The organism is Frigoribacterium sp. CFBP 13729, assembly GCF_014841875.1.
Lineage (GTDB): Bacteria > Actinomycetota > Actinomycetes > Actinomycetales > Microbacteriaceae > Frigoribacterium.
Window position 1 is genome coordinate 1103841 of record NZ_JACYUR010000001.1, and the last position, 22268, is coordinate 1126108.

Annotated in this window: 22 protein-coding genes; 5 read left to right on the plus strand and 17 right to left on the minus strand. The window is 71.8% G+C overall.

The window, feature by feature from the left end; translation table 11 throughout:
* Positions 1-201: 201 nt before the first annotated feature.
* The 4 genes from rplL to IFT77_RS04950 all read right to left on the minus strand — a co-directional run bounded on the left by rplL (position 202) and on the right by IFT77_RS04950 (position 3759).
* Entirely contained in the window at positions 202-585 is a 384-nt protein-coding gene (rplL, locus tag IFT77_RS04935; RefSeq protein ID WP_123546684.1) for a 50S ribosomal protein L7/L12, read from the minus strand.
* Positions 586-636: 51 nt separating this feature from the next.
* A complete protein-coding gene (rplJ, locus tag IFT77_RS04940) occupies positions 637-1152 on the minus strand; it encodes a 50S ribosomal protein L10 (protein WP_123546685.1) in 516 nt (171 codons plus the stop codon).
* 301 nt (positions 1153-1453) lie between these two features.
* Complete coding sequence (locus IFT77_RS16755; protein WP_192042153.1) at positions 1454-2965, minus strand: HAMP domain-containing sensor histidine kinase; 1512 nt, start codon at positions 2963-2965, stop codon at positions 1454-1456.
* Positions 2966-3012: 47 nt separating this feature from the next.
* Positions 3013-3759: a response regulator transcription factor gene (locus tag IFT77_RS04950; protein ID WP_123546686.1), complete on the minus strand. Its 747-nt coding sequence runs from the start codon at positions 3757-3759 to the stop codon at positions 3013-3015.
* A gap of 171 nt (positions 3760-3930) precedes the next feature.
* Here IFT77_RS04950 and IFT77_RS04955 point away from each other — a divergent pair, with 171 nt between their 5' ends.
* The gene (locus IFT77_RS04955) at positions 3931-5487 is read left to right on the plus strand and encodes an ABC transporter permease (RefSeq protein ID WP_192169341.1); all 1557 of its coding nucleotides are present in this window, start codon (positions 3931-3933) and stop codon (positions 5485-5487) included.
* Positions 5488-5591: 104 nt separating this feature from the next.
* Complete coding sequence (locus IFT77_RS04960) at positions 5592-6272, plus strand: ABC transporter ATP-binding protein (protein ID WP_192169513.1); 681 nt, start codon at positions 5592-5594, stop codon at positions 6270-6272.
* A gap of 67 nt (positions 6273-6339) precedes the next feature.
* Here the strand turns inward: IFT77_RS04960 and IFT77_RS04965 are convergent, their stop codons facing one another.
* The 8 genes from IFT77_RS04965 to IFT77_RS05000 all read right to left on the minus strand — a co-directional run bounded on the left by IFT77_RS04965 (position 6340) and on the right by IFT77_RS05000 (position 14925).
* Complete coding sequence (locus IFT77_RS04965; protein WP_192169342.1) at positions 6340-7305, minus strand: PD40 domain-containing protein; 966 nt, start codon at positions 7303-7305, stop codon at positions 6340-6342.
* Between the two features lie 29 nt (positions 7306-7334).
* A complete protein-coding gene (locus IFT77_RS04970) occupies positions 7335-8348 on the minus strand; it encodes a sugar phosphate isomerase/epimerase (protein WP_192169343.1) in 1014 nt (337 codons plus the stop codon).
* Between the two features lie 68 nt (positions 8349-8416).
* On the minus strand, positions 8417-9565 hold the full coding sequence (locus IFT77_RS04975) for a Gfo/Idh/MocA family protein (RefSeq protein WP_371740929.1): 1149 nt from the start codon (positions 9563-9565) through the stop codon (positions 8417-8419).
* A gap of 33 nt (positions 9566-9598) precedes the next feature.
* Entirely contained in the window at positions 9599-10438 is an 840-nt protein-coding gene (locus IFT77_RS04980; RefSeq protein WP_146899186.1) for a carbohydrate ABC transporter permease, read from the minus strand.
* A complete protein-coding gene (locus tag IFT77_RS04985; protein WP_192042157.1) occupies positions 10431-11429 on the minus strand; it encodes a carbohydrate ABC transporter permease in 999 nt (332 codons plus the stop codon). Before IFT77_RS04985 ends, IFT77_RS04980 begins: the two co-directional genes overlap by 8 nt.
* Positions 11430-11518: 89 nt before the next feature.
* Complete coding sequence (locus IFT77_RS04990; RefSeq protein WP_192169344.1) at positions 11519-12847, minus strand: sugar ABC transporter substrate-binding protein; 1329 nt, start codon at positions 12845-12847, stop codon at positions 11519-11521.
* Positions 12848-13042: 195 nt separating this feature from the next.
* Positions 13043-14191 carry a Gfo/Idh/MocA family protein gene (locus tag IFT77_RS04995; RefSeq protein ID WP_192169345.1) on the minus strand — a complete coding sequence of 383 codons (1149 nt, stop codon included), beginning with the start codon at positions 14189-14191 and terminating at the stop codon, positions 13043-13045.
* Positions 14188-14925 (minus strand): TIM barrel protein, encoded by a 738-nt coding sequence (locus tag IFT77_RS05000; RefSeq protein ID WP_192169346.1) that lies wholly within the window; start codon positions 14923-14925, stop codon positions 14188-14190. The genes IFT77_RS04995 and IFT77_RS05000 overlap by 4 nt, the downstream gene beginning before the upstream one ends.
* A gap of 175 nt (positions 14926-15100) precedes the next feature.
* Here IFT77_RS05000 and IFT77_RS05005 point away from each other — a divergent pair, with 175 nt between their 5' ends.
* Both IFT77_RS05005 and IFT77_RS05010 read left to right on the plus strand, forming a co-directional pair.
* A complete protein-coding gene (locus IFT77_RS05005) occupies positions 15101-16291 on the plus strand; it encodes an ROK family transcriptional regulator (protein ID WP_192042161.1) in 1191 nt (396 codons plus the stop codon).
* A gap of 112 nt (positions 16292-16403) precedes the next feature.
* A complete protein-coding gene (locus IFT77_RS05010) occupies positions 16404-17117 on the plus strand; it encodes a YqaJ viral recombinase family protein (protein WP_223269320.1) in 714 nt (237 codons plus the stop codon).
* 14 nt (positions 17118-17131) lie between these two features.
* On the opposite strand, the gene IFT77_RS05015 is transcribed toward IFT77_RS05010, so the two are convergent.
* Positions 17132-17809, minus strand: a complete 678-nt coding sequence (locus IFT77_RS05015; protein ID WP_192169347.1) for a Pr6Pr family membrane protein — start codon at positions 17807-17809, stop codon at positions 17132-17134.
* Positions 17810-17931: 122 nt separating this feature from the next.
* Between IFT77_RS05015 and IFT77_RS05020 the strand changes: the two genes are divergently transcribed.
* On the plus strand, positions 17932-18897 hold the full coding sequence (locus tag IFT77_RS05020) for an NADP-dependent oxidoreductase (protein WP_244638388.1): 966 nt from the start codon (positions 17932-17934) through the stop codon (positions 18895-18897).
* Positions 18898-18931: 34 nt separating this feature from the next.
* On the opposite strand, the gene IFT77_RS05025 is transcribed toward IFT77_RS05020, so the two are convergent.
* The 4 genes from IFT77_RS05025 to nusG form a co-directional block, all read right to left on the minus strand.
* Positions 18932-19492, minus strand: a complete 561-nt coding sequence (locus IFT77_RS05025) for an N-acetyltransferase family protein (protein ID WP_371740930.1) — start codon at positions 19490-19492, stop codon at positions 18932-18934.
* A gap of 243 nt (positions 19493-19735) precedes the next feature.
* Positions 19736-20425 carry a 50S ribosomal protein L1 gene (gene rplA / locus IFT77_RS05030; RefSeq protein ID WP_123546697.1) on the minus strand — a complete coding sequence of 230 codons (690 nt, stop codon included), beginning with the start codon at positions 20423-20425 and terminating at the stop codon, positions 19736-19738.
* Positions 20426-20524: 99 nt separating this feature from the next.
* Positions 20525-20956, minus strand: coding sequence for a 50S ribosomal protein L11 (gene rplK / locus IFT77_RS05035; protein WP_123546698.1), 432 nt, complete (start codon positions 20954-20956; stop codon positions 20525-20527).
* Between the two features lie 114 nt (positions 20957-21070).
* Entirely contained in the window at positions 21071-22180 is a 1110-nt protein-coding gene (nusG, locus tag IFT77_RS05040; RefSeq protein ID WP_192169348.1) for a transcription termination/antitermination protein NusG, read from the minus strand.
* Positions 22181-22268 lie beyond the last annotated feature (88 nt).

Below are 22268 nucleotides of genomic sequence, written 5' to 3' on the forward strand. Positions count from 1 at the left end.
CGGCATGCGGCGGGTCCGCGTCGCCCACGGCGGGTCCGCGCTGACCCGCCGGAGGTGACGGGGACCCGCCGAACCCGCTGCCGTGGACCGCACCCGGGAACGACGAAGGCGCCGCTCCCCGTGGGGAGCAGCGCCTCCTGTGCTCGTGAGAGCAGGCAGTGCTGTGCGACCGAGGTCGCGAGGGGCCGTGGGCCCCGCAGACTACTTGAGGGTGACGGTGGCGCCGGCAGCCTCGAGCTGAGCCTTGGCCTTCTCGGCCGTCTCCTTGTTCGCACCCTCGATGACGGTGTTGGGGGCACCGTCGACGACGGCCTTCGCCTCGCCGAGGCCGAGGCTCGTGAGCGCGCGGACCTCCTTGATGACCTGGATCTTCTTGTCGCCGGCAGCCTCGAGGACGACGTCGAAGCTGTCCTTCTCCTCGACCTCCTCAGCGGGGGCGGCGGGGCCGGCGGCACCGGCAGCGGCCACGGGGGCAGCAGCGGTGACCTCGAAGACCTCTTCGAACTTCTTCACGAAGTCGCTGAGCTCGATGAGCGTGAGCTCCTTGAAGGCCTCGATCAGTTCGTCCTGCGTGAGCTTCGCCATGGTGTTCTCCTTGTTGTGTTCTGTAAGTGGTGGTGGTTGCTGCGACAGCTGTTAGCTGTCGGCTTCCTGCTTCGCGCGCAGCGCCTCGACCGTACGGACGGCCTGCGACAGCGGAGCGTTGAACAGGTAAGCAGCGCCGAACAGCGAGGCCTTGAAGGCGCCGGCCAGCTTGCCCAGCAGCACCTCCCGCGACTCGAGGTCGGCGAGCTTGGTGACCTCGGCTGCGGTCAGGGCGTTACCGTCGAAGTAACCGCCCTTCACGATCAGCGCGGGGTGTGCCTTGGCGAAGTCACGCATGCTCTTGGCGACGGCGACAGGGTCTCCGTGCACGAAGGCGATCGCAGACGGGCCGACGAGCTCGTCGTCGAACGAGCTGATGCCGGCGTTGTTCGCCGCGATCTTGCTGAGCGTGTTCTTCACCACGGCGTACGTCGCGTCTGCACTGATGGCGGTGCGGAGCTCCTTGAGCTCTGCCACAGTGAGACCGCGGTACTCGGTGAGCAGAACGGCGGTCGAGCTACGGAAGTTCTCCGTGAGCTCGGCGACCGATGCTTCCTTGTTCGCCATGGCTCTCCTAAAACGTGGGTGTGCCGGCAGCCCCCGGGCACTCGCTCACGTCTCGTCCGAGGACGGGGCATGGAAAAAGCTCCGGCGCTGGCGCACGGAGCTGGATCTCGCAGAAGCGAGGAACGACTTCACACACCTGCGCTGGTCGCTCTCTCTCGAGAACCTTCGGTCTCCGTCTGCGAGCAGACAGGGACAACCGGCGGTCTTGGGCTGGGTACACAGTAGACGCAGGAGGCGCGTCGACGCAAGTCGCGCCTCCTGCGGTCGGGCGGCGGTCGCCCCGCACCCGACGCTGCGAGTGTCAGGCGGCAGCGGCGGGCGGCGCGGCGAGCGGCAGCCGCACCGTGAAGACGGCGCCGTCGGCGCTGCTGGCGACCGAGACGTCGCCGCCGTGGGCGTGCGCGACGGCCTCGACGATGGCGAGCCCGAGGCCGGTCGAGCCGGCCTTGCGCGAGCGGGAGCTGTCGGCCCGGGCGAAGCGCTCGAACAGCACGGGCAGCACCGCCGGGTCGATGCCCGGGCCCTCGTCGGACACCGTGACGACGGCACGTCGCGCCGACTCGTCGACGCCCAGGGCGACGTGCACGGGCGTGCCCTCCGGCGTGTGGGTCCGCGAGTTGGTGAGCAGGTTCGCGACGATCTGGTGCAGGCGCATCGCGTCCCCGGGCACGACGACCGGCTCGTCGGGCAGCACGACGTCGACGTCGTGGGCCGGGTCGGCCACCCCTGCGTCGTTGACGGCGTCGAGCACCACGCGGGTGAGGTCGACGTCGGCCACGACGATGTCGCGACCCTCGTCGAGGCGGGCGAGGAGCAGCAGGTCCTCGACGAGCGAGGTCATGCGCAGCGACTCCGACTCGATGCGGCCCATCGCGTACACGACGTCGTCGGGCAGGCCCGCGCCCATCCGCCGGGTCAGCTCGGCGTAGCCGCGGACGGACGCCAGGGGGGTACGCAGCTCGTGCGAGGCGTCGGCGACGAACTGCCGCACCTTGTTCTCGCTCTGCTGCCGCGCCTCCAGCGCCGCCGCGACGTGGCCGAGCATGTGGTTCAGCGAGGCTCCCACCCGGCCGACCTCGGTGCGCGTGTCGGTGTCCTGCTCGTCGACCCGCTCGGCGAGGGCCACCTCGCCGCGGTCGAGGGGCAGCTCGGCCACGCGCAGCGCGGTGTCCGAGAGCCTCTCGAGGGGGCGGAGCGCCCGCCGCACCACGGCGTACGCGATGAGGATCGCGACGACGAGGCCGAGCAGGGTGACGAAGGCGATGGAGGCGATCATCCCGGCGACCGTCTGGGTCACGCTGTCGGTGGGCAGGCCCACGACGAGGTAGCCCGACGACACGGTGCCGCCGCTCCGCGACGTGAGGGTCACGGGGACGGCCTCGACCCGGTAGCCGCCGAGGTCCGAGCCGAGCGACACGGTGACCGGGCCGCCCGCGTCGGGCACGGTCGCGAGCGCAGAGGTGATCTCGTCGGTGAGGGGATCCTCGAGCTCGCCCGCCTCGGTGACGGTGAAGGCCTGCTGCACGACGTCGCCGACGAGCACGGCGGTGAAGGTGCCCGGCGCCTGGCGCGGCGCGCCGAGCGCGTCGCTGTCCGGGCTCAGGCTCGGGCGGCCGGACGATCCCCCGACGGAGGCGGCGGCCACGGCCCGGCCGGTCGCGCTCGTCAGGTCGTCGTCGAGCTGGCGCATCAGCGAGCCGCGCAGCGCGACCACGCTCACGGTGCCGATGACCACGGTCAGGAGCACCACGATCGCGACGATGCTGAGGATCAGGCGGTTGCGGAGCGTGAGGGGGGCGGAGGCGCGGGGCACGCGCCCGAGGAGCCCGCCGAGACGGGACCCTCCGGGTGCGGCCGCGCTCACGACGTGGGCTTGATGACGTAGCCCACGCCGCGCACGGTGTGGATCATCGCCTCTTCGCCCGCGTCGATCTTCTTGCGGAGGTACGAGATGTAGATCTCGACGACGCTCGACTTGCCGCCGAAGTCGTAGCTCCAGACGCGGTCGAGGATCTGCGCCTTGCTGAGCACCCGCCGCGGGTTGCGCATCAGGAAGCGCAGCAGCTCGAACTCGGTGGCGGTCAGCTCGACCTCGCGATCGCCGCGGTGCACCTCGTAGCTCTCCTCGTCGAGCACCAGGTCGCCGACGACGATGCGGCTGTCGCCGGCCTCGCTCACGGCCGACGCGGACCGGCGGATGAGGCCGCGGAGCCGGGCCACCACCTCCTCGAGGGAGAACGGCTTGGTGACGTAGTCGTCGCCGCCGGCCGTCAGGCCGGAGACGCGGTCCTCGACGGAGTCCTTCGCGGTGAGGAACAGGATCGGGGTGTCGTCGCCCCCGGCGCGCAGACGGCCGAGCACCTGGATGCCGTCGATGTCGGGCAGCATCCAGTCGAGCACGATCGCGTCGGGCTGGAACTCGCGGGCCAGCGCGAGGGCGCCCTGCCCGTCGGCGGCGGCCTTGACGTCCCACCCCTCGTAGCGGAGGGCCATCGAGAGGAGGTCGGTGAGGCTGTTCTCGTCGTCGACGACGAGGACTCGGAGGGGCGAGCCGTCGGCCCGGGTGAGTCGGGGGGCCTGCGCGGGGGTGGGGGTCGTCGTGGTCACGCACTCAGCTTCGAGCCGGTTCCTATGAACGGACTGTGCTGCTCCGATGCGTTGCCTGCGCGTCTCTCATAGGAACCTCATGGACGGCCCATCGGGTGCTGCGAGACCGCCTCCCTAGCGTCGCCTCCGACCTGATCCCCCGCGGATCCCCCTGCACCGAGGAGACCCCCGATGTTCCTGACCTACCTGCTCAGAGAGCTGAGCAACAGACGCAAGCAGACCGTGGTGATCGCGGCCGGCATGGCGCTCGCGATCGCACTCGTCATCGTCGTCAGCGGCGTGGCGGCCGGCGTGCGGAACGCGCAGTCGTCCGTGCTCGAGTCCGTCTACGGCGTCGGCACCGACGTCACGATCACGCAGACCGCGGAGCCGGGCGCCGACGGCGGCGGGCCCGGCCAGCAGTTCGCCTTCGGCTCGGGCGACGGCACGACCACCGACGACGGCAGCACCGAGGTCGCGCAGAGCACCCTCTCGGCCGCCCGCGACACGGCGACCTTCGCCTCGTCGGCCCTGACGACGGTCGAGGGCGTCGACGGCGTGTCCGCCGCGACGGCCACGTTGAGCCTCGAGAACTCCAGCTTCTCGGGCACGCTGCCCGACTTCTCCCAGGGTGCAGGAGGCGCGGGCACGGACGGCACGACCGGCGACGGCACCGGCACCGGCACCGGCACGGACGGGACCGACTCCAGCAGCCAGCCCGCACCTCCCACGGGCGGGGCGGACGGCGCCGGCGGCAGCGCGTTCGACGTCGACCAGTTCTCGGTCACGGGCCTCGACCCGAGCGCGGCCGCGGTCGGTCCCCTGACCAGCGCCTCCCTCGTCGACGGCCGGACCCTCGCCGCCGACGACGCGGGCACCGACGTCGTCGTGCTCGACCAGACCTACGCGACCAGCGCCGAGCTCGCGGTCGGCGACACGCTGGCGATCGGCGGCACCGACTTCACCGTGGTCGGGATCGTCGCGTCAACGTCGTCCGACGCGGCCACCGCCTCCGACGCCTACGTCCCTCTCGACACGGCGCAGGCGCTCAGCGGGCTGACCGACCAGATCAGCGACGTGTACGTGACCGCGGCGAGCGCCAGCGGCGTCGACGCGCTGAAGACCGACCTGCAGGCCGCCCTGCCCGACGCGACCGTGAGCACGCAGTCGGACCTCGCGTCGAGCGTCTCCGGCTCGCTGACGACCGCCTCCGACCTGATCGGCAAGCTCGGCACCTGGCTCTCGGTGATCGTGCTCGCCGCGGCGTTCCTCATCGCGATCCTCTTCACCGTCTCGGGCGTCGGACGGCGCACCCGCGAGTTCGGCACCCTCAAGGCGATCGGCTGGAGCAACGCGCGGATCACCCGCCAGGTGGCGGGCGAGTCGCTCGTGCAGGGCCTCGTCGGCGGCGTCGTCGGCGTCGCGGCCGGCCTCGTCGGGCTGCTCGTGGTGAACCTCGTCGCCCCGACCCTGTCGGCTGCGGCCACGACCACCGCGGCAGGTCCCGGCGGGGGTGCCGGCGGGCCCGGGGCGGCAGCCGACGCAGGAGGCGCGGCCGCGGCAGGCGGCGGCTTCGGCCAGCAGCTGGCCACGGCGACGACCGACGTCGTCCTGCACGCCCCGGTGACGATCTCGGTCGTGCTGCTCGCCGTCGGTCTGGCCGTCGTCGGCGGGCTGCTCGCCGGCGCCGTGGGCGGGTGGCGCGCGTCGCGGCTGCGCCCGGCCGAGGCGCTGAGGAGCGTCGCGTGACCGGGGCGACCCCGGAGCCGACCGGCACCGACGTCCGCGCCACCGCCCTGCCGGCACCCGCCGGCGTCACAGACCCGACCACCGCCTCCGGAGGCACCCACCCCATGTACACGCTCACCGCCGTCACCAAGACCTACTCGCAGGGGAAGAAGACCGTCACCGCCCTCGACGGGGTCGACCTCGAGATCCCCGACGGCCAGATGGTCGCGATCCAGGGCCCGACCGGAGGCGGCAAGTCGACCCTGCTGCAGATGCTCGGCGCGCTCGACCGGCCGACGAGCGGCACGGTGCGGCTCGGCGACTCCGACCTCTCGGCGGCGGGCGACCGCGCGCTGGCGGCGGTGCGGGCCCGCGACGTCGGCTTCGTGTTCCAGGGCTTCAACCTGATCCCGACGCTGACGGCCGCGGAGAACGTCGAGACGGCGTTCGCGGACGACTCGGTGCCGCGCCCCGAGCGACGGACGAGGGCGAAGGAGGCGCTGGCCTCGGTCGGGCTCGCGGAGCGGGCCGACCACCTGCCGGGCGAGCTCAGCGGCGGCCAACAGCAGAGGGTCGCCGTCGCGCGTGCCCTGGTCACGGAGCCGACCGTGCTGCTGGCGGACGAGCCGACGGGATCGCTCGACGAGGCCACCCGGGACGAGATCATGGACCTGCTCGAGGGCGTCTGGCGCGACCGCGGGCTGACCCTCGTCATCGTCACGCACGACTCGGCCGTGGCCCGGCGCGCCGAGCGGCGCCTGCGCATCGCGGGCGGGAAGGTCGCCGAGCTGCTGCCGACGGCCTGACGTCCGATCCAGGGCGGGCCCCGGCGCGGCGCCGGGTCCCGCCCTCGCCGGCTCCCGTCGTGGGTGCTCAGCCGCGCGGGTAGTCCACGCAGGCGAAGCGAGTCGAGTCGGGTGCCCAGCACGGCACGTTGATCGTGCCCTGGCCGCCGAGCAGCCGCAGCACGTCGCGCGGCTGCTCCCCCGGCGTCGGCAGCCCGTCCGTGCCGAGCGGCAGGGTGCGGAGCACGACGTCGTGGTCCTCAGGGTGGCCGAGCGTGCCCGCCGGGTAGCCGAGCCAGAGCAGGGTCGACCCGTCGGGCGAGACGTGCGGGAACCAGTTCACGAGCTCGTCGTCGGTGACCTGCACGAGCTCGCCGCCGTCGGGCCGGGCGCGGAACAGCTGCGCGTGGCCCGCCACGCCGCCCGACGCCCGCTCGGAGTTGAACCAGGCGTGTCGACCGTCCGGCGAGAACTCCGCACCGTCGTCGGGGTGGCCGTCCGCGGTGACGGAGGTCGGGGCGCCGTCGGCCACCGAGACCAGCACGACGTTCGTCTGCCAGCCGGCCCGCGCCTCCTCGTCGTCGGGGTCGGCCACTGCCTCGGGCAGGGCGCCGACGATCACGCTGAGCGTCGCGCCGTCGGGCGAGACGCCGTGCAGGTAGTTCTTGTGGTTGCGGCCGGCAGGGTGCTCGCGCGTGACGCGGCGTGCCTCGCCGCCGGGCGCGACGCCGTCCCACGGCACCTCGTACAGGTGGCCGTCGCGCGAGCTGACGAACACGCTGCCCTGGTCGGGCGCGATCACGTGGTCGTTGTTGATCTCGGGCACGTCGCCCATGGGCACGGGCACCAGGGCCGTCTCGTCGACGCCGCGCGCCTCGGCGGGCAGCCGCCAGAGCAGCCCGTCGGCGTTGACGACGAGCCAGCGGCCGTCGGGGCTCCAGTTGGGCGCCTCGACGAGGACGCTCGAGCTCTCGAGGGCGACCTCGACGTCGCCGGTCGCGGGGTCGACGACGAGCACGCGGCTCGACTGTCCGGGCTGGAGGGTGCGGGGCACGGGGTTCTCCCTGTTCGTGGGCGGAGCGGCTACTGGTTCGAGAAGGCCGCGTCGAAGGAGGCGGTCGGCCGGGGCCAGAGCAGCGAGCGCACGTGGGCCAGCGCCTCGGGCGCCCCGTGCAGCCGGTCCATGCCGGCGTCCTCCCACTCGATCGAGATCGGCCCGGCGTAGCCGACGGCGTCGAGGGTGCGGAACGCCGACTCCCAGTCGACGTCGCCGTGCCCGGTCGAGACGAAGTCCCAGCGGCGACGAGGGTCGCCCCAGGGCAGGTGCGAGCCGAGCACCCCGGCGCGGCCGCTGCTCGGCCGGACACGCGTGTCCTTGCAGTCGACGTGGTAGATCCGGTCGGCGAAGTCGACGATGAACCCGATCGTGTCGACGCCCTGCCAGAGCATGTGCGACGGGTCCCAGTTGAAGCCGAAGGCCTCGCGGTGCTCGATCGCGTCGAGGGCGCGGACGCTCGTCCAGTGGTCGTAGGCGATCTCGGAGGGGTGCACCTCGTGGGCGAACCGCACGCCCTCGCCGTCGAAGACGTCGAGGATGGGGTTCCAGCGGGCGGCGAAGTCCTCGTAGCCGGCGTCGATGACGCTCTCGGGCACGGGCGGGAACATCGCGACGTACGGCCAGATCGACGAGCCGGTGAACCCGACGACCGTGTCGACGCCCATCCGCCGGGCGACCCTGGCCGCCCGCTTCATGTCCTCGGCCGCACGCTGTCGGACGCCCTCGGGCTCGCCGTCGCCCCACGTGCTCGGCCGCACGATCGCCTGGTGCCGGAAGTCGATCGGGTCGTCGCAGACGGCCTGCCCCGTGAGGTGGTTCGAGATGGCCCAGACGCCGAGGCCGTGCCGCTCGAGCACGTCGAGCCGGCCGCGGAGGTAGGCGTCGTCCTCGTCCGCGCGCTCGAGGTCGAGGTGGTCGCCCGACGCGGCGATCTCGAGGCCGTCGTAGCCCCAGCCCGCGGCGAGCGCCGCCACCTCCTCGAACGGCAGGTCGGCCCACTGGCCGGTGAACAGCGTGACGGGGTGCGAGCTCTCGCCCATGTCGGCCTCTCTCGTCGTCGGTGCGTCGGCACCCGGCGCAGCTCCATCCTGGTCCACGGGGCGGTGGTTCACGAGGGCACGTCCACCCAGCGCCGCTCGGCGGCGGCGAGCAGGACGCTCTCGGTGACGACGACGGCGCGGCGGCCGTCCTCGAAGGTCGGCAGCCCCTCCGGCCGTCCGCCGCGCACGGCGTCGTGCACGTCACGGACGAACGAGGCGAAGGCGTCGTGGTAGCCCATCGGGTGCCCGGCCGGGAGCGTGGAGAGGCGGGCCGCGTCCGGCACCAGCCGGGCCGCGTCGCGCGACACGACCTCGGACGCGGCGCGGCGCCCGATCCAGAGCCGGTCGGGCTCCTCCTGCGAGAACTCCAGGCTCTCCGCCGTGCCGGCGACGTCGACGAGGAGGCGGTTCTTCCGCCCCGGCGCCACCTGCGACACGAAGAGGGTGCCGATGACCCCGGCGGCCGTCTCGAAGAGGACCGCTGCCTCGTCCTCGGTGTCGACCGGGCGGCCGCCGCGCTCGGCGTGGGCCCGGTCGAGGACGGCCGAGAGGGCGGCGACGCGGTCGCCGAGGACGAACTCGACCAGGTCGACGAGGTGGCTGCCGATGTCGGCGAAGGCACGGGAGGGGCCGCCCGAGGCCGAGTCGACGCGCCAGTCGACGTCGTCGCGGTCGAGCAGCCAGTCCTGCAGGTAGCTGCCCCGGACGCTGAGCACGCGTCCCGTGACGCCCGAGGCCACCCGGGCCCGCGCCTCCCGCACCATCGGGTGGTACCGGTAGACGAACGGGACGGCGGCGGTCCTGCCTGCCACCCGGGCTGCTCGCACGAGCTCGTCGGCCTCGGCCGTCGAGGTGGCCAGCGGCTTCTCGCAGACCACGTGCTTGCCGGCCGCCAGGGCGGCGAGGGCGAGCCCCGCGTGCAGGGCGTTCGGTGTGCAGAGGTGGACGACGTCGACGCCGGGGTCGTCGAGCAGGTCCTGCACGCTGTCGTGGGCGGTCGGGACACCCAGGGCGGCGGCCGCGAAGGAGGCGCTGGCCGGGCTCGAGGACGCGACGGCGACCACCTGCGCGCCGGCCGCCCGGGCCGCCGCCGTGTGCACCCGCCCCATGAACCCGCCGCCCACCACGCCGACCCGGAGGGGCGCGGCCGAGGCCTCGGCCCTCCGGGTCGGGGCGACGTCCGCGAGGCGAGGCGCCGCCTCCCCCACGTCGGTCACCGCTCCGCCCCCGTCAGGCCAGGCCGGTCGGCGTCACTTGACGGCACCGGAGGACAGACCGGTGATGAGGTGCTTCTGCACGAGCATGAAGCCGATCAGCACGGGCAGCGAGACGACGACCGAGGCCGCCATCAGCTGGTTCCAGTAGACGTCCTGCTGCGAGGCGTACGCCCGCAGGCCGATCGACAGGGTCCGGGTGTCCTTGCTCGTGAGCACGGAGGCGAAGAGCACCTCGCCCCAGGCGGTGATGAAGGCGTAGACCGCGACGGCGATGATGCCGGGCTTCGCGACGGGGATGATCACGCGGAACAGGGCGCCGAGGCGACCCGTGCCGTCGATCATCGACGCCTCCTCGAGCTCCTTCGGGATGGAGGCGAAGTAGCCCGTCAGCATCCAGATCGAGAACGGCAGGCTGAACGTCATGTAGGTGATGATCAGGCCCAGGTAGCTGCCGGTCAGCTGCACCCCGACCGTGCGCTGGATCTGCACGAAGATCAGGAACAGCGGCAGGAGGAACAGGATGCCGGGGAACATCTGCGTCGACAGCACCACGAGGCTGAAGCTGCGCTGGCCCTTGAAGCGCAGGCGAGCCAGCGCGTAGGCGGCCAGCACGGCCATCGCCACCGACAGGATCGTCGCCGAGATGGTGACGATCAGGCTGTTCTTGAAGTACGACGCCAGGGGCACCGTCTGCCAGATCTGTACGTAGGGCTCGAGGGTGACGCGCGAGGGGATCCAGGTGAAGAGGCCCTGCACGTCGGCCAGCGGCTTGATCGAGGTCGTGAGCACCACGTAGAGCGGGACGATCACGACCAGCGACAGGAACGCCAGCCCGAAGAAGCGGAAGATCTTGAAGCCGCGGGTCTCAATCATTGTCGTTCTGCCCCTTCGGGAGGACCATCCGGATGTAGAACGCCGACGCGATCAGCAGCACGACCAGGAGCATGACGCTCATGGCACCGCCGAGGCCGAAGTTCCAGTTGTTGAAGCTCTGTTGGTAGATCAGCGGCGAGATGAGCGTCGCCTGCTCGGGCGAGGCCGGACCGAAGAGCACGTAGGGCACGTTGAACTGGTTGAAGATCCAGAGGCTCATGATGAGCAGCAGCACGGCATTGGCCGGCTTGACCATCGGCAGCGTGATGTTCGTGAACTGCTTCCAGAGGCTGGCGCCGTCGAGGCTGGCGGCCTCGTAGACGTCGCCCGGGATGTTCTGCAGTGCCGCGAGCAGCATCAGGAACGCGAAGGGCCAGAACTGCCACGCGGTCACGATGACGATCGCCCAGAACGAGTTCCCGCCGAGGAGCCAGAAGGGCCGGTCCTGCAGGATCCCGAGGTCGTCGACCAGGAACCGGTTGATGGCCCCGTCGCGCTGGTTGAACATGAAGGCCCAGGCGATGGTGCCGACGTACGAGGGCAGCGCGTAGGGCACGAGGAACAGCGTGCGGAGCAGGCCGCGCCCCTTGAACGAGCTGGTCAGCAGCACGGCGCCGAGCATGCCCATGCTCCACGCGATCGCGACGACGATCACGGTGAAGAGCAGGGTGCGGCCGAGGGCCCCGTAGAGCTGGCCGGCGATCGGCGAGCTGGGGTCGAGGGCCGTGACGAAGTTCTGCAGGCCGACGAAGGGCGCGTTGACCCAGTTGGCGATGCTGAGCTGGTTCAGGGTGATGAACGCGATCCAGATGCCGAGCACCATGGGGACGATGTGGACGAGGAGCTCGGCCAGGGCCGCGGGGGCGACCAAGAAGTAGGCGAGCGGCGAACGGTGCTTCTTGCGCTTCGCGGGCTCGATCGGAGCCAGCTGGTGCGGATCGGGAGCCGATTCTTTCTCGGCGGTGGCGGGGGGCAGAACGTTGACGGTCATGACGGTCCTCTCGGGCGGGGCAGGGGGGCCCGCCCGGCCGGCAGCGCTGACGCTGCCGACCGGACGGGTCCCCGCACGGTGGGACGGGGCTACTGACCCGTGGTCATCTGGCTGTTCGCGTCCTCGAGGGCCGACTTGACGTCGGCCTCGCTGACGGAGCCGCCCTGGGCCGCGGTGGCGAGGAGGTCCTTGATCGCGGTGCCGACCAGGGTCTCCATCTGCCCCTCGGAGGGGTAGAGGGGCATGGGCTGGGCGTGGTCCGCGAGGATCGTCTGCTTCAGCTTGATGACGTCCGTCTGGAACGCCGGGTCGTCGTACGCGGTGGTGACCACGGGCAGCGAGCCGAACGACTCGTTGAGGTACTTCTGCTCGTCGTCGCTCGTGAGGTGCTTGACGAAGTCGATCGCCGCCTCCTTGTTGCCCGAGTTCTCGAAGACGCTGACGTTGATGCCGGCGACGTGGCTCTGGGTGCCCTCGAGGCCGGTGGCGTCGGCGGTCTCCATCGGCACGGGGGCCGCGGCGTAGTCCGTGAAGTTCCGCGACTTCAGGTTGTCGCCGGGAGCCTGGTCGAAGAACATCGCGGCCTGGCCCTCGGCGAAGGTGGCGGCCATGTCGGAGCCGTTGACGCTCTCGGCGTCGGACGGCGAGACGACCTTGTCGACGGCCATCAGGTCGACCCATTCCTTGACGCCGGTCACGACGCCGTCGTTGCCGAAGTCGGGGTTGCCGTCGTCGTCGTAGAGCGAGCCGCCGTTCTGCAGGCCGCGGACGAACGCCTGGTGGGCGTTGTTCGTGATGCTCGAGCCGGCCATCGTGACGCCCCACTGGTCGATCTGGCCGTCCCCGTCGGTGTCGATCGTCAGCTTCTTGGCGTCCTCGACGAACTCGTCCCACGTGGCGGGAGGCGTGGTGATGCCCGCCGCCTCGAACATGGCGGTGTTGTAGTACAGCGAGTACGACAGGCCGTAGATCGGCACGGAGGTCGGGGCCTGGCCCTCGGCGCCGCCGGTGGCGAAGCTCGACTGGACGAAGCGGTCCTGGCCGCCGATCTCGTCGAGGGCCTCGCCTTCCCAGGGCACGAACGCGCCGCTCGACTGGAGCGACACCGCCCAGGTGTTGCCGATGTTGAGCACGTCGGGGCCCTCGCCGCTCGAGACGGCGGTGAGGATGCGGTTGTAGAGGTCGGACCACGGGATGACCTCGAGGTCGACCTCCACCCCGGTCTCCTCGGTGTACCGGTCGATCGACTCCTGCAGGATCTCGGCGTCGCGCTCGACCGTGGGGGCCTGGTTGCTGGCCCAGTAGGTGATCGTGTCGCTGTCGCCGCTGCCGCCGGAGGCGGAGCAGGCGGTCATCGACCCTGCCGCGACGACGCCGACGGCGAGGGCGGCGACCCAGCGGAACTTCTTCGTGTTCATGTCTTCTCCTGGTTTCTCATCTTCGAGAGGTCTCTTCATCGAGCGGGGGAAGTGCTGTGTGGCGGTGGTGCGGTGGTGCTGAGCTGCTTCGGTGCAGTGCTGCGGTGGTGCTGTGGTGCTGTGGGAGGGAAAGTGGAGGGGGACGGTGTCCCGGTGGCGGGCCGGCCTCGTCGTCGAGGCCGGCCCGCCGACGGATCAGCCCAGGGTCGGGACCGACGGGTCCCAGTCCTCGGGCAGCTCGGGCGTGGGCTCGAGCGACGACTCGACGACGACGCCCTCGCCGCGCTCGGCCGACTCGGCCAGCGAGACCATGACGTCGAGCACGTGGAACGCCAGCTCGCCGGGGACGCGCTCGCGACGGCCCTCGCGGATCGCCTGGGCGAGCTCGGCCACGCCGGTGCCGCGGGTGAACGTCGAGCCGGAGGCGGGCACGACGGTCGGCTCCTCGCCGCCGGTGTGCACGACGGTGTCGCCCTCGAACTCGTTCGGGTCGGGGAACACGGCCGTGCCCTCGGTGCCCGCGATCTCGACGAACCCGGCACGGGCCAGCTTCGAGTCGAAGCTGAAGACGGCCTGCGCGCTCGCGCCGTCCTCGAACTGCAGCAGGGCGCTGATGTGCGTGGGCACCTCGACGGGGAACTCGGTGCCCGCCTTCGGGCCGGAACCGATGACGCGCGTCTCGCGGGCCTTCGAGGAGGTGGCGGTCACCTTCGCGACCGGGCCGAAGACCTGCACGAGGGTCGTGAGGTAGTACGGGCCGACGTCGAACATCGGGCCCGCACCGTAGGCGAACAGGAACTCGGGGCTCGGGTGCCACGACTCGGGGCCGGGCACCTGGAACAGCGTCAGGCCGGTGAGGGGCGTGCCGATGTCGCCGCGGCGGACGACGCGGAGCCCGGTCTGGATGCCCGACCCGAGGAACGTGTCGGGAGCGACGGCGACCCGCACCCCCGCCTCCTTCGCGGCCTGCAGCAGACGGGCGCCGCTCTCGCGGTCGAGGGCGTAGGGCTTCTCGCCCCAGACGTGCTTGCCGGCCGCGACTGCCTTGAGGGCGACCTCGACGTGGGCGGCGGGGATCGTGAGGTTGACGACGATCTCGACGCCGTCGTGGGCGAGCAGCTCGTCGACCGAGCCGCTGCCGGGCACGCCCCACTTCTCGGCCTGGGCCGCGGCGCGGGGCTCGTCGATGTCGGCGACGAAGAGCACCTCGAGGTCGGGGAACTTGGTCAGGTTGCTGAGGTACTGGTCACTGATCACGCCGGCGCCGATCACGCCGACCCCGACGGGGCCGGTGCGGGAGTCACGGGCGGCGACGGTGTCGGCGGTCGTGGCGGTGTCGGTCATGCGCGGACTCCCTGCAGGAACTCGTAGCTGTCGGTCAGGGCGGTGAACACGTCGCCGCGGGTGTCGTCGAGCTCGACGACGGCGAGGGCCTGCGGGGCGGCCCGGAGGATGTCGCGGACGGGCATGACGCCCTTGCCGACGGCGACCTGCTCGGCGTCGTCCTTGCTCTTCGGGCCGTCCTTGACGTGCAGGAACTGCACCTGGTCGCCGAGACGCGCCAGCAGCTCGGCCGCGTCGACGCCGCCGACCTCGACCCAGTAGGTGTCCACCTCGAGGACGACGCCGGCCGGCAGGGCCGCGGCGAAGATCTCGAGGGCGGGGGTGCCGTCGATGACGGACTCGAGCTCGAACTCGTGGTTGTGGTAGCCGACCGAGAGGCCGTGGGCCGCCGCGGCGTCGGAGATCGCGACGAACTCGGCGGCGATCGCCTCGACGTCCTCGCGGGTGACCCAGCGCGTCTCGTCGATGTGCGGGTCGATGACGGTGCCGACGCCGAGCCGGACGGCCGCGGCGAAGATCGGCTCGAGGTCCTGGCCGACGAGCTTGGCGTGGGCGCTCGGCGCGGTGAGGCCGGCGGCGGGCAGCGCCTCGGCGTACTCCTCGACGCGCTCGACGAAGCCCCACGGCTCGACCTGCGTGTAGCCGATGTCGGCGAGGCGCTGGAGGGTGCCGGGCAGGTCGGCCGCGATGGCGTCCCTGACCGTGTAGAGCTGGACCGAGATCGGTGATGTCACCAGGGGGACTCCTCTTCGAGTGGGGCGAGTACGGCGTCGCTGCCCCTCGTGGGGAGTCGATCACCGCTGATCGAGACCGACCATAGGACCACTTCTGTCGGAGCGCAAGCAAAAGTCGTCATCGATCGGCGCCCTTGTCTCGGCAGTCGCCTCGCCCTGTGCTTTACTGCTCACCATGTCCGACACGACGCGGTCGTCCGCGCTCGGCAGCACCGGCGCCAGCGAGCTCTTCCAGCTGCTGCGCGACGGCCGCCCGCGCACCCGCGCCGAGCTGGCCGCGATGACCGGCCTCGCCCGGTCGACCGTCGGGCTGCGGCTCGACGCCCTCGTCGAGCTCGGGCTCGTCGGCCCCTTCGCCGACGCCGTCTCGACCGGCGGTCGCCCGCCCTCCCGCGTCGCCCTCGTGCCGTCGGCCCGGGTCGTGCTCGGGGCCGACTTCGGCGCCGGCCACCTCAACCTCGTGCTCACCGACCTCGTCGGCGAGACGCTCATCGGGCGCCGCTCGCTGCTCGACATCGCCGACGGGCCCGAGCGCGTGCTCACGACGATGGTCGCCGAGGCCGACGCCCTGCTCGCCGAGCTGGGGCGCACCCGCCGCGACCTGATCGGGGTCGGCATCGGGCTCCCCGGCCCCGTGCAGTTCAGCACCGGTCGGCCCGTGAACCCGCCGATCATGCCCGGCTGGGACGGCTTCGACGTGCCCGGCTGGGTGCGCGGGCACCTCGACGTGCCGGTCCTCGTCGACAACGACGTCAACATCATGGCCCTCGGCGAGCGGAGCTTCGCCTGGCCCGGCGTCGACCACTTCCTGTTCGTCAAGGTGGCCACCGGCATCGGCTCCGGCATCATCTCGGGCGGTCGGCTGCAGCGCGGCGCCCAGGGCATCGCGGGCGACATCGGCCACGTGCAGGTGCCGCGCGGCGCCGGCATCGCCTGCCACTGCGGCAACGTCGGCTGCCTCGAGGCCGTCGCCTCCGGCCCGGCGATCGCGGCCGCCCTGCGCCGCGAGGGCCACGACGTCGCCGGCGGCGCCGAGGTGATCGACCTGGTGCGCGCCGGCGACATCGACGCCATCCAGGCCGTCCGCCAGGCCGGACGCGACATCGGCGAGGTGCTCACGGCCTGTGTGAACATGATCAACCCGTCGACGATCGCGATCGGCGGCTCGATGGCCCAGGCCGGCGAGCACCTCATCGCCGGGGTGCGAGAGGTCGTCTACTCGCGCTCGATGCCGCTGGCCACCGAGCACCTCAGCATCGTCCAGTCGCGGTCGGGCGAGAAGGCGGCCGTGATCGGCGCGAGCATGCTCGCGATCCACCACGCCCTCTCCCCCGCGGCCATCGACGAGCTCGCCGCCGCCGTCTGACGCCCGATCGGCGCCGTCCGCGGCTCCGCCTCGCCTCCGTCTCGCCTCCGTGCGGCCGACACGAGGAGGCGCCCTGTCGCGACCTGCCCCGGTCACGAGCGACAATGGAGACATGTCCGTCGTCCAGCCCATGCTCTCGCTCTGGGACGACGACGAGACCCTCGCCGCGCCTCCCCCGGCTCCGCGCCGTCCGGCGCACGAGCTCCGGGTGCTCGCCGACTCGACCGACCGCATCGCGTGGCTGCGGGCCCGCAGCCGGGGCATCACGGCCACCGACGTCGCCCGCCTCTCGAGCCCGCGGGCCGTGCAGGCCGTCGTGCTCGACAAGCTGTACGGCAACGGCTTCGGCGGCAACGCCTACACCGACCACGGGCGCGCCCGCGAGCCGGAGATCGCCCGCTGGGTGCTGTCCGAGCACCGCATCGCGCCGAGCTCGAAGCTGTTCCACGCCCACGAGCAGCAGCGCCACCTCGCCACGCCCGACGGCGTGGCCGTGCGCGACGACGGCACCGTCGAGCTCTGCGAGATCAAGACCACGAAGAAGGCCTGGACGAGCATCCCGCGCTCGTACCTGCGGCAGGTGTTCTGGCAGCAGTACGTGCTCGGGGCCGAGCGCACCCTGGTCGTGTGGGAGCAGCACCTGGACTTCGTCCCCGTCGACTCCGTGCCGCAGTGCCGGTGGGTCGACCGCGACGACGACGAGATCCACCGCCTCGTGGGCCTCGCCGACACCGTGCTCGACACGCTGGCCCGCCAGGCTCCCGTCGACCCGTTCGCCCCCGGCGTCCGGGCCTACGAGCCGCCGCCCTACGACCCGCTGCGCTGAGCCTCGCCGCGGTCTCACCTGCCGCGCACTGCCCCATCGTGGTCAGTGCTGCCGTGGTCGACCCCGAGGACCCGCACCCGGCTCAGCCCGATCACGACCGCGCTCAGCCCGGCGATGACCACGGCGATGACGAGGCACCAGACCGCGACCCCGCCCGCGCCGAGGCGCTGCACGTCGAGGAACGGGTAAGGCACGAACGACTGCCCGCGCAGCAGCACCACGACGAGCCAGACCAGCGGGTAGACCAGGAACACCGGGAGCCGCCGCCAGGCGATGCGCCCCCGGTCGCCCACCAGCACCCAGTCCAGCAGCGCGAACAGCGGGATCCACTTGTGCAGGACGTCGTTCGACCACTGCACGTTGAACGAGTTGTCGAGGGCGACGTTCGTCAGCAGCACGTTGTAGACGATGCCGGTCGTGACCATGTAGGTCGCCGCAGCGCCGCGCAGCACGACGCTCCACTCGGGCGCGGCCTGGCGGCGCAGCAGCAAGACTGCCCCGACGACGAACGCCACCGCCGCGATCAGGTTCGACTGGATCGTGAAGTAGCCGAAGAAGTTGGCGAACTGGTACACGGGGCTCTCGACGCTGCGCACCCACTGGCCCACGACCGCCGCGACCACGGCCAGGGCCGCGAGCAGGCGGAGCGCGGCGGGCACGAGGGCGGGCACGGTGGTGGTCGAGGGTCTCATCCCGTCACCGTAGCGAGGTTTCGCCAGACGGTGACACCCGCGAAACACGACCGACTCATCTGCTGTCGACACTGGGGAGACGGACGCCCCTGTCGGGCGCCGCGGACGGACAGGGGAGCCCGATGACGCACACGACGATGCGTGCCATGGTGATCGAGAAGACCGGCGGGCCCGAGGAGCTGATCGCCGCGGACGTGCCGTGGCCGTGCCGCGTCGGCTCGGACGTGCTGGTCAAGGTGCACGCCGCGGGCGTGAACCGGGTCGACGCCGAGGCCCGCGCCGGACGTGCCGACAGCGGCGGCGTCCGCGCCTGGCCCGCGGTGCTCGGCCACGACTTCAGCGGCGTCGTCGTCGAGGCCCCCTACGCCGCCCACCCGCTCCGCCCGGGCGACGAGGTCTTCGGCATGGCCGCGTTCCCGCACACGAGCGGGACGTACGCCGAGTACATCAGCGTGCCCGCCACCTCCCTCGCCCGGAAGCCCGCGACTCTCTCGCACGTCGAGGCCGCCGGCGTCCCGCTCGCCGCCCTCACCGCCTGGGGCATGGTCGTCGAGGTCGCCAAGGCGCACGAGGGCCAGCGCGTGCTCGTCCAGGCCGGCGCAGGAGGCGTCGGGCACTTCGCCGTCCAGCTCGCGTCGTACTTCGGCGCGCACGTCGTCGCCACCGGGTCGCAGCGCAACAGCGGCTGGCTGCGCGACCTGGGCGCGGACGAGGTCGTCGACTACGGCTCGGCGGAGCTGGCCCGCAGCGTGCGCGACGTCGACGTCGTCATCGGGCTGGTCGACGACGACGACGTCGCCGAGCAGTCGCTGGCCGTGCTGCGGCCGGGCGGCCTCGCGGTCCACGCCCCGCTCCGCTCGTGGCGCGCCTTCGCCGAGAAGGCCGAGGCGAGGGGCATCCGCTCGACGGGGTTCGCCGTCTGCCCCGACGCGTCGACGCTCGCGGTCCTCTCGCGCCTGATCGACTCGGGCGACCTCCGCGTGCACGTCGACGACATCTACGACCTCGCCGACGCCGCCGACGCGCACAGCAGGCTCGAGCAGAGCCACACGCGCGGCAAGCTCGTGCTGAGGGTGGCCGACGAGTGACGTCGCGGCGTGGGTGTCTGGTCCGGCTCGCGGGCTAGAGCGCGCGCACGAGGACGAAGTCGTCGTGCGTCTCCGTGCCCACGGTGAACTGCTTCGTGCCGGCCCGCTCGAAGCCGTGCTTGGCGTAGAAGGCCTGGGCGCGGGCGTTCTGCTGGTTGACGCCCAGCCAGATCGAGGAGGCGCCGGTCGCCGTGGCCGTCGCCAGCGCGGCCTCCATGAGCACCCGCGCCGCGCCCTGCCCGTGGGCGTCGGGCGCCACGTACAACTTGCTCAGCTCGACGGCCGGTCGCGCCTCGACCACGGCGGCCACGTCGGCGTCGGCGGGATCGCCGGTGACGAGCATCGCGTAGCCGAGCAACGGGGCACCGAGCAGCGGGGTGCCCGGGGCGGCCGCGTCGTCCTCCAGGGCGAGCACGTGCCGTGTCGGGTCGGCGAGGTACTCGTCGAAGCGCTGCTCGCTCAGCACCGTCGTGACGAAGCGGGCCATGTCGGCCAGGGCCGTTCCGGGCGGGCACGCCAGGGGGAACGTGAGGGCCGCCACGGAGGCGAGGGCCGGGGCGTCGGAGGCGGTGGCGGGGCGGGCGGTGACGGTCACGCCTCCATGGTGCCGCACCCGCCCCTCCTCGTGCTCGTCGTGCGCGCCGGGCGCGGCTGACCCCCAGCGACACCCGCGGAACCGGCGCGGACCCTCGCGCGCGCCGGCGGGTGCACGCGGGAACGACGGGTGCGGGCGCCGGGGACGACGAAGGCCGCCCCGCTCGAGAGCGGGACGGCCTGTCGTGACGATCAGGTGATCGAGGTGCGCTGCCTGGGCAGATGCTGCCGGAGCAGCGGCGGCCTAGAAGACGTTGATGTCGAGGGGGATGCCGGGACCGAAGGTCGTCGACAGCGTGCCCTTGGTGATGTAGCGGCCCTTGGAGGAGGACGGCTTCAGACGGACGACCTCGTCGAGGGCGGCGTCGAGGTTGGTGTTCAGCTGCTCTTCCGAGAAGCCGGCCTTGCCGATGACGAAGTGCACGTTGGCGTGCTTGTCGACACGGAACTCGATCTTTCCGCCCTTGATGTCGTTGACGGCCTGCGCGACGTTGGGGGTCACGGTGCCCGTCTTGGGGTTGGGCATGAGGCCGCGGGGTCCGAGGACCTTTCCGAGGCGGCCGACCTTGCCCATGAGCTCGGGCGTCGAGACGGCCGAGTCGAACGACGTGTAGCCGCCCGCGACCTTCTCGATGAGCTCGTCGCCGCCGACCTCGTCCGCACCGGCGGCGATGGCGGCCTCGGCCGCAGCGCCCGTGGCGAAGACGATGACGCGGGCGGTCTTGCCCGTGCCGTGCGGGAGGATGACGGTGCCGCGCACCATCTGGTCCGCCTTGCGGGGGTCGACGCCGAGCTTCAGCGCGACCTCGACGGTGGAGTCGAACTTCTTGGAGCCGGTCTCACGAGCGACGGCGACGGCCTCGCTGGTGCTGTAGAACTTGCCGGCCTCGATCTTCTCGGCGGCGGCGCGGTACGCCTTGGACTTCTGAGCCATGTTGGACCTCTTCGTACTGGGGACGTGGTAGCGAGCCTGGCCGGCTCTCCCACTGGTGTCTGGTGCGTGCAGGCGGGTCGCCTGCACGAGGGGGTGTGGCTAGGCGTCGACCGTGATGCCCATGGAGCGGGCGGTGCCGGCGATGATCTTCGCCGCGGCGTCGATGTCGTTGGCGTTCAGGTCGGCCTGCTTGGTGGTGGCGATCTCACGGACCTGGTCCATGGTGAGCTTGCCGACCTTGTCGGTGTGCGGGGTCGACGAGCCCTTGGCGACGCCGGCGGCCTTCTTGATGAGCTCCGCGGCGGGCGGGGTCTTGAGCACGAACGTGAACGAGCGGTCCTCGTAGACGGTGATCTCGACGGGGACGACGTTGCCGCGCTGCGACTCGGTCGCGGCGTTGTACGCCTTGCAGAACTCCATGATGTTCACGCCGTGCTGACCCAGGGCCGGGCCGATGGGCGGGGCCGGGTTCGCGGCGCCGGCGTTGATCTGAAGCTTGATCAGACCCGTGACCTTCTTTTTCGGTGCCATGTTCTTTTCCTTCTCGTGGGGTTCGAGCTGGCCGCGGTCGCGGGCCGCTCTCCCGGTGGTCCGCGGTGCGGACTCCGGTGATCTAGGGGAGCTGTGGGGCTGTAATCCTGGGGACTAGAGCTTGGTGACCTGGTCGAAGCTGAGCTCGACGGGAGTCTCGCGCTCGAACAGGGAGACCAGCACCGTGAGCTTGCCGCTCTCGGGCTTGATCTCGTTGATCGTACCGGGAAGACCGGCGAACGAGCCCTCCTTGATGGTGATCGTCTCGCCGATCTCGAAGTCGACCTCGGCGGGGATGACCCGCTGGGCCTGCTTGCCGCCCTTGGCCGAGCCCTTGGCGGCGGGTGCCGCCTCCTGCACCTGGACGAGGCTCTTCAGCATCTGGAAGGCCTCCTCGAAGCGGAGGGGCGTCGGGTTGTGGGCGTTGCCCACGAAGCCGGTGACGCCGGGGGTGTGGCGGACGACCGACCAGGAGTCTTCGTTGAGGTCCATGCGGACGAGCACGTAGCCGGGGATCCGCACGCGGGTGACCAGCTTGCGCTGCCCGTTCTTGATCTCGACGACGTCCTCCATGGGGACCTCGACCTGGTAGATGTAGTCCTCCATGGTCAGGGAGACCATGCGGTTCTCGATGTTCTGCTTCACGCGACGCTCGAAGCCGGCGTAGCTGTGGATGACGTACCACTTGCCCGGCTTGCCGCGGAGGTCGTAGCGGAACGCCTCGTAGGGGTCGACCTCGGCCTCGTCGTCGTCGGTCGCGACCTCGTCGGCCTGCTCGCTGACGACGTCGAGGTCGACGTCGTCCTGGGCGACCTGCGCGTCGGCGTCCTGCACGGACTGCTCGGCCTCGGCGATGACGGCGTCCGCGCCGACGGCGTCGCCCTCGTTCGCGAGCTCTTCGGCCTCGGAGTCGGCCTCGTCGTCGGTCGCCTCGACGGCGGCCTCCGCCTCGGCGGCGTCGTCGATGTCGAGCGCGTCGTCGACGACGGCGTCGGCCTCCGGGTCGCTGGCCTCGGCGAGCGTGTCGAGCAGGCCGTCGAGGTCGTCCGTGTCGGTGGTGCCCTCGTCGCCCTCGTCGACGACGGTGATCGCGGACTCCTCGGCCGAGCCCTGGTCGCCGTCGGAGTCGATGTCGGTGACGTCGCCCTCCTGCGTCTCGGCGACCTCGGAGGACTGCTCGGCGGCGGGGGCGAGATCGATGTCGTCGCGCTCGTTGTCAGGCACTGGATTTCAACTTCCGTTTGAAGAGTGGGGCCGTGTGGAGAGGGAGCCGGCGGACCGGGTCGCCCTCGCCGATCCCACGGGGTCGAGG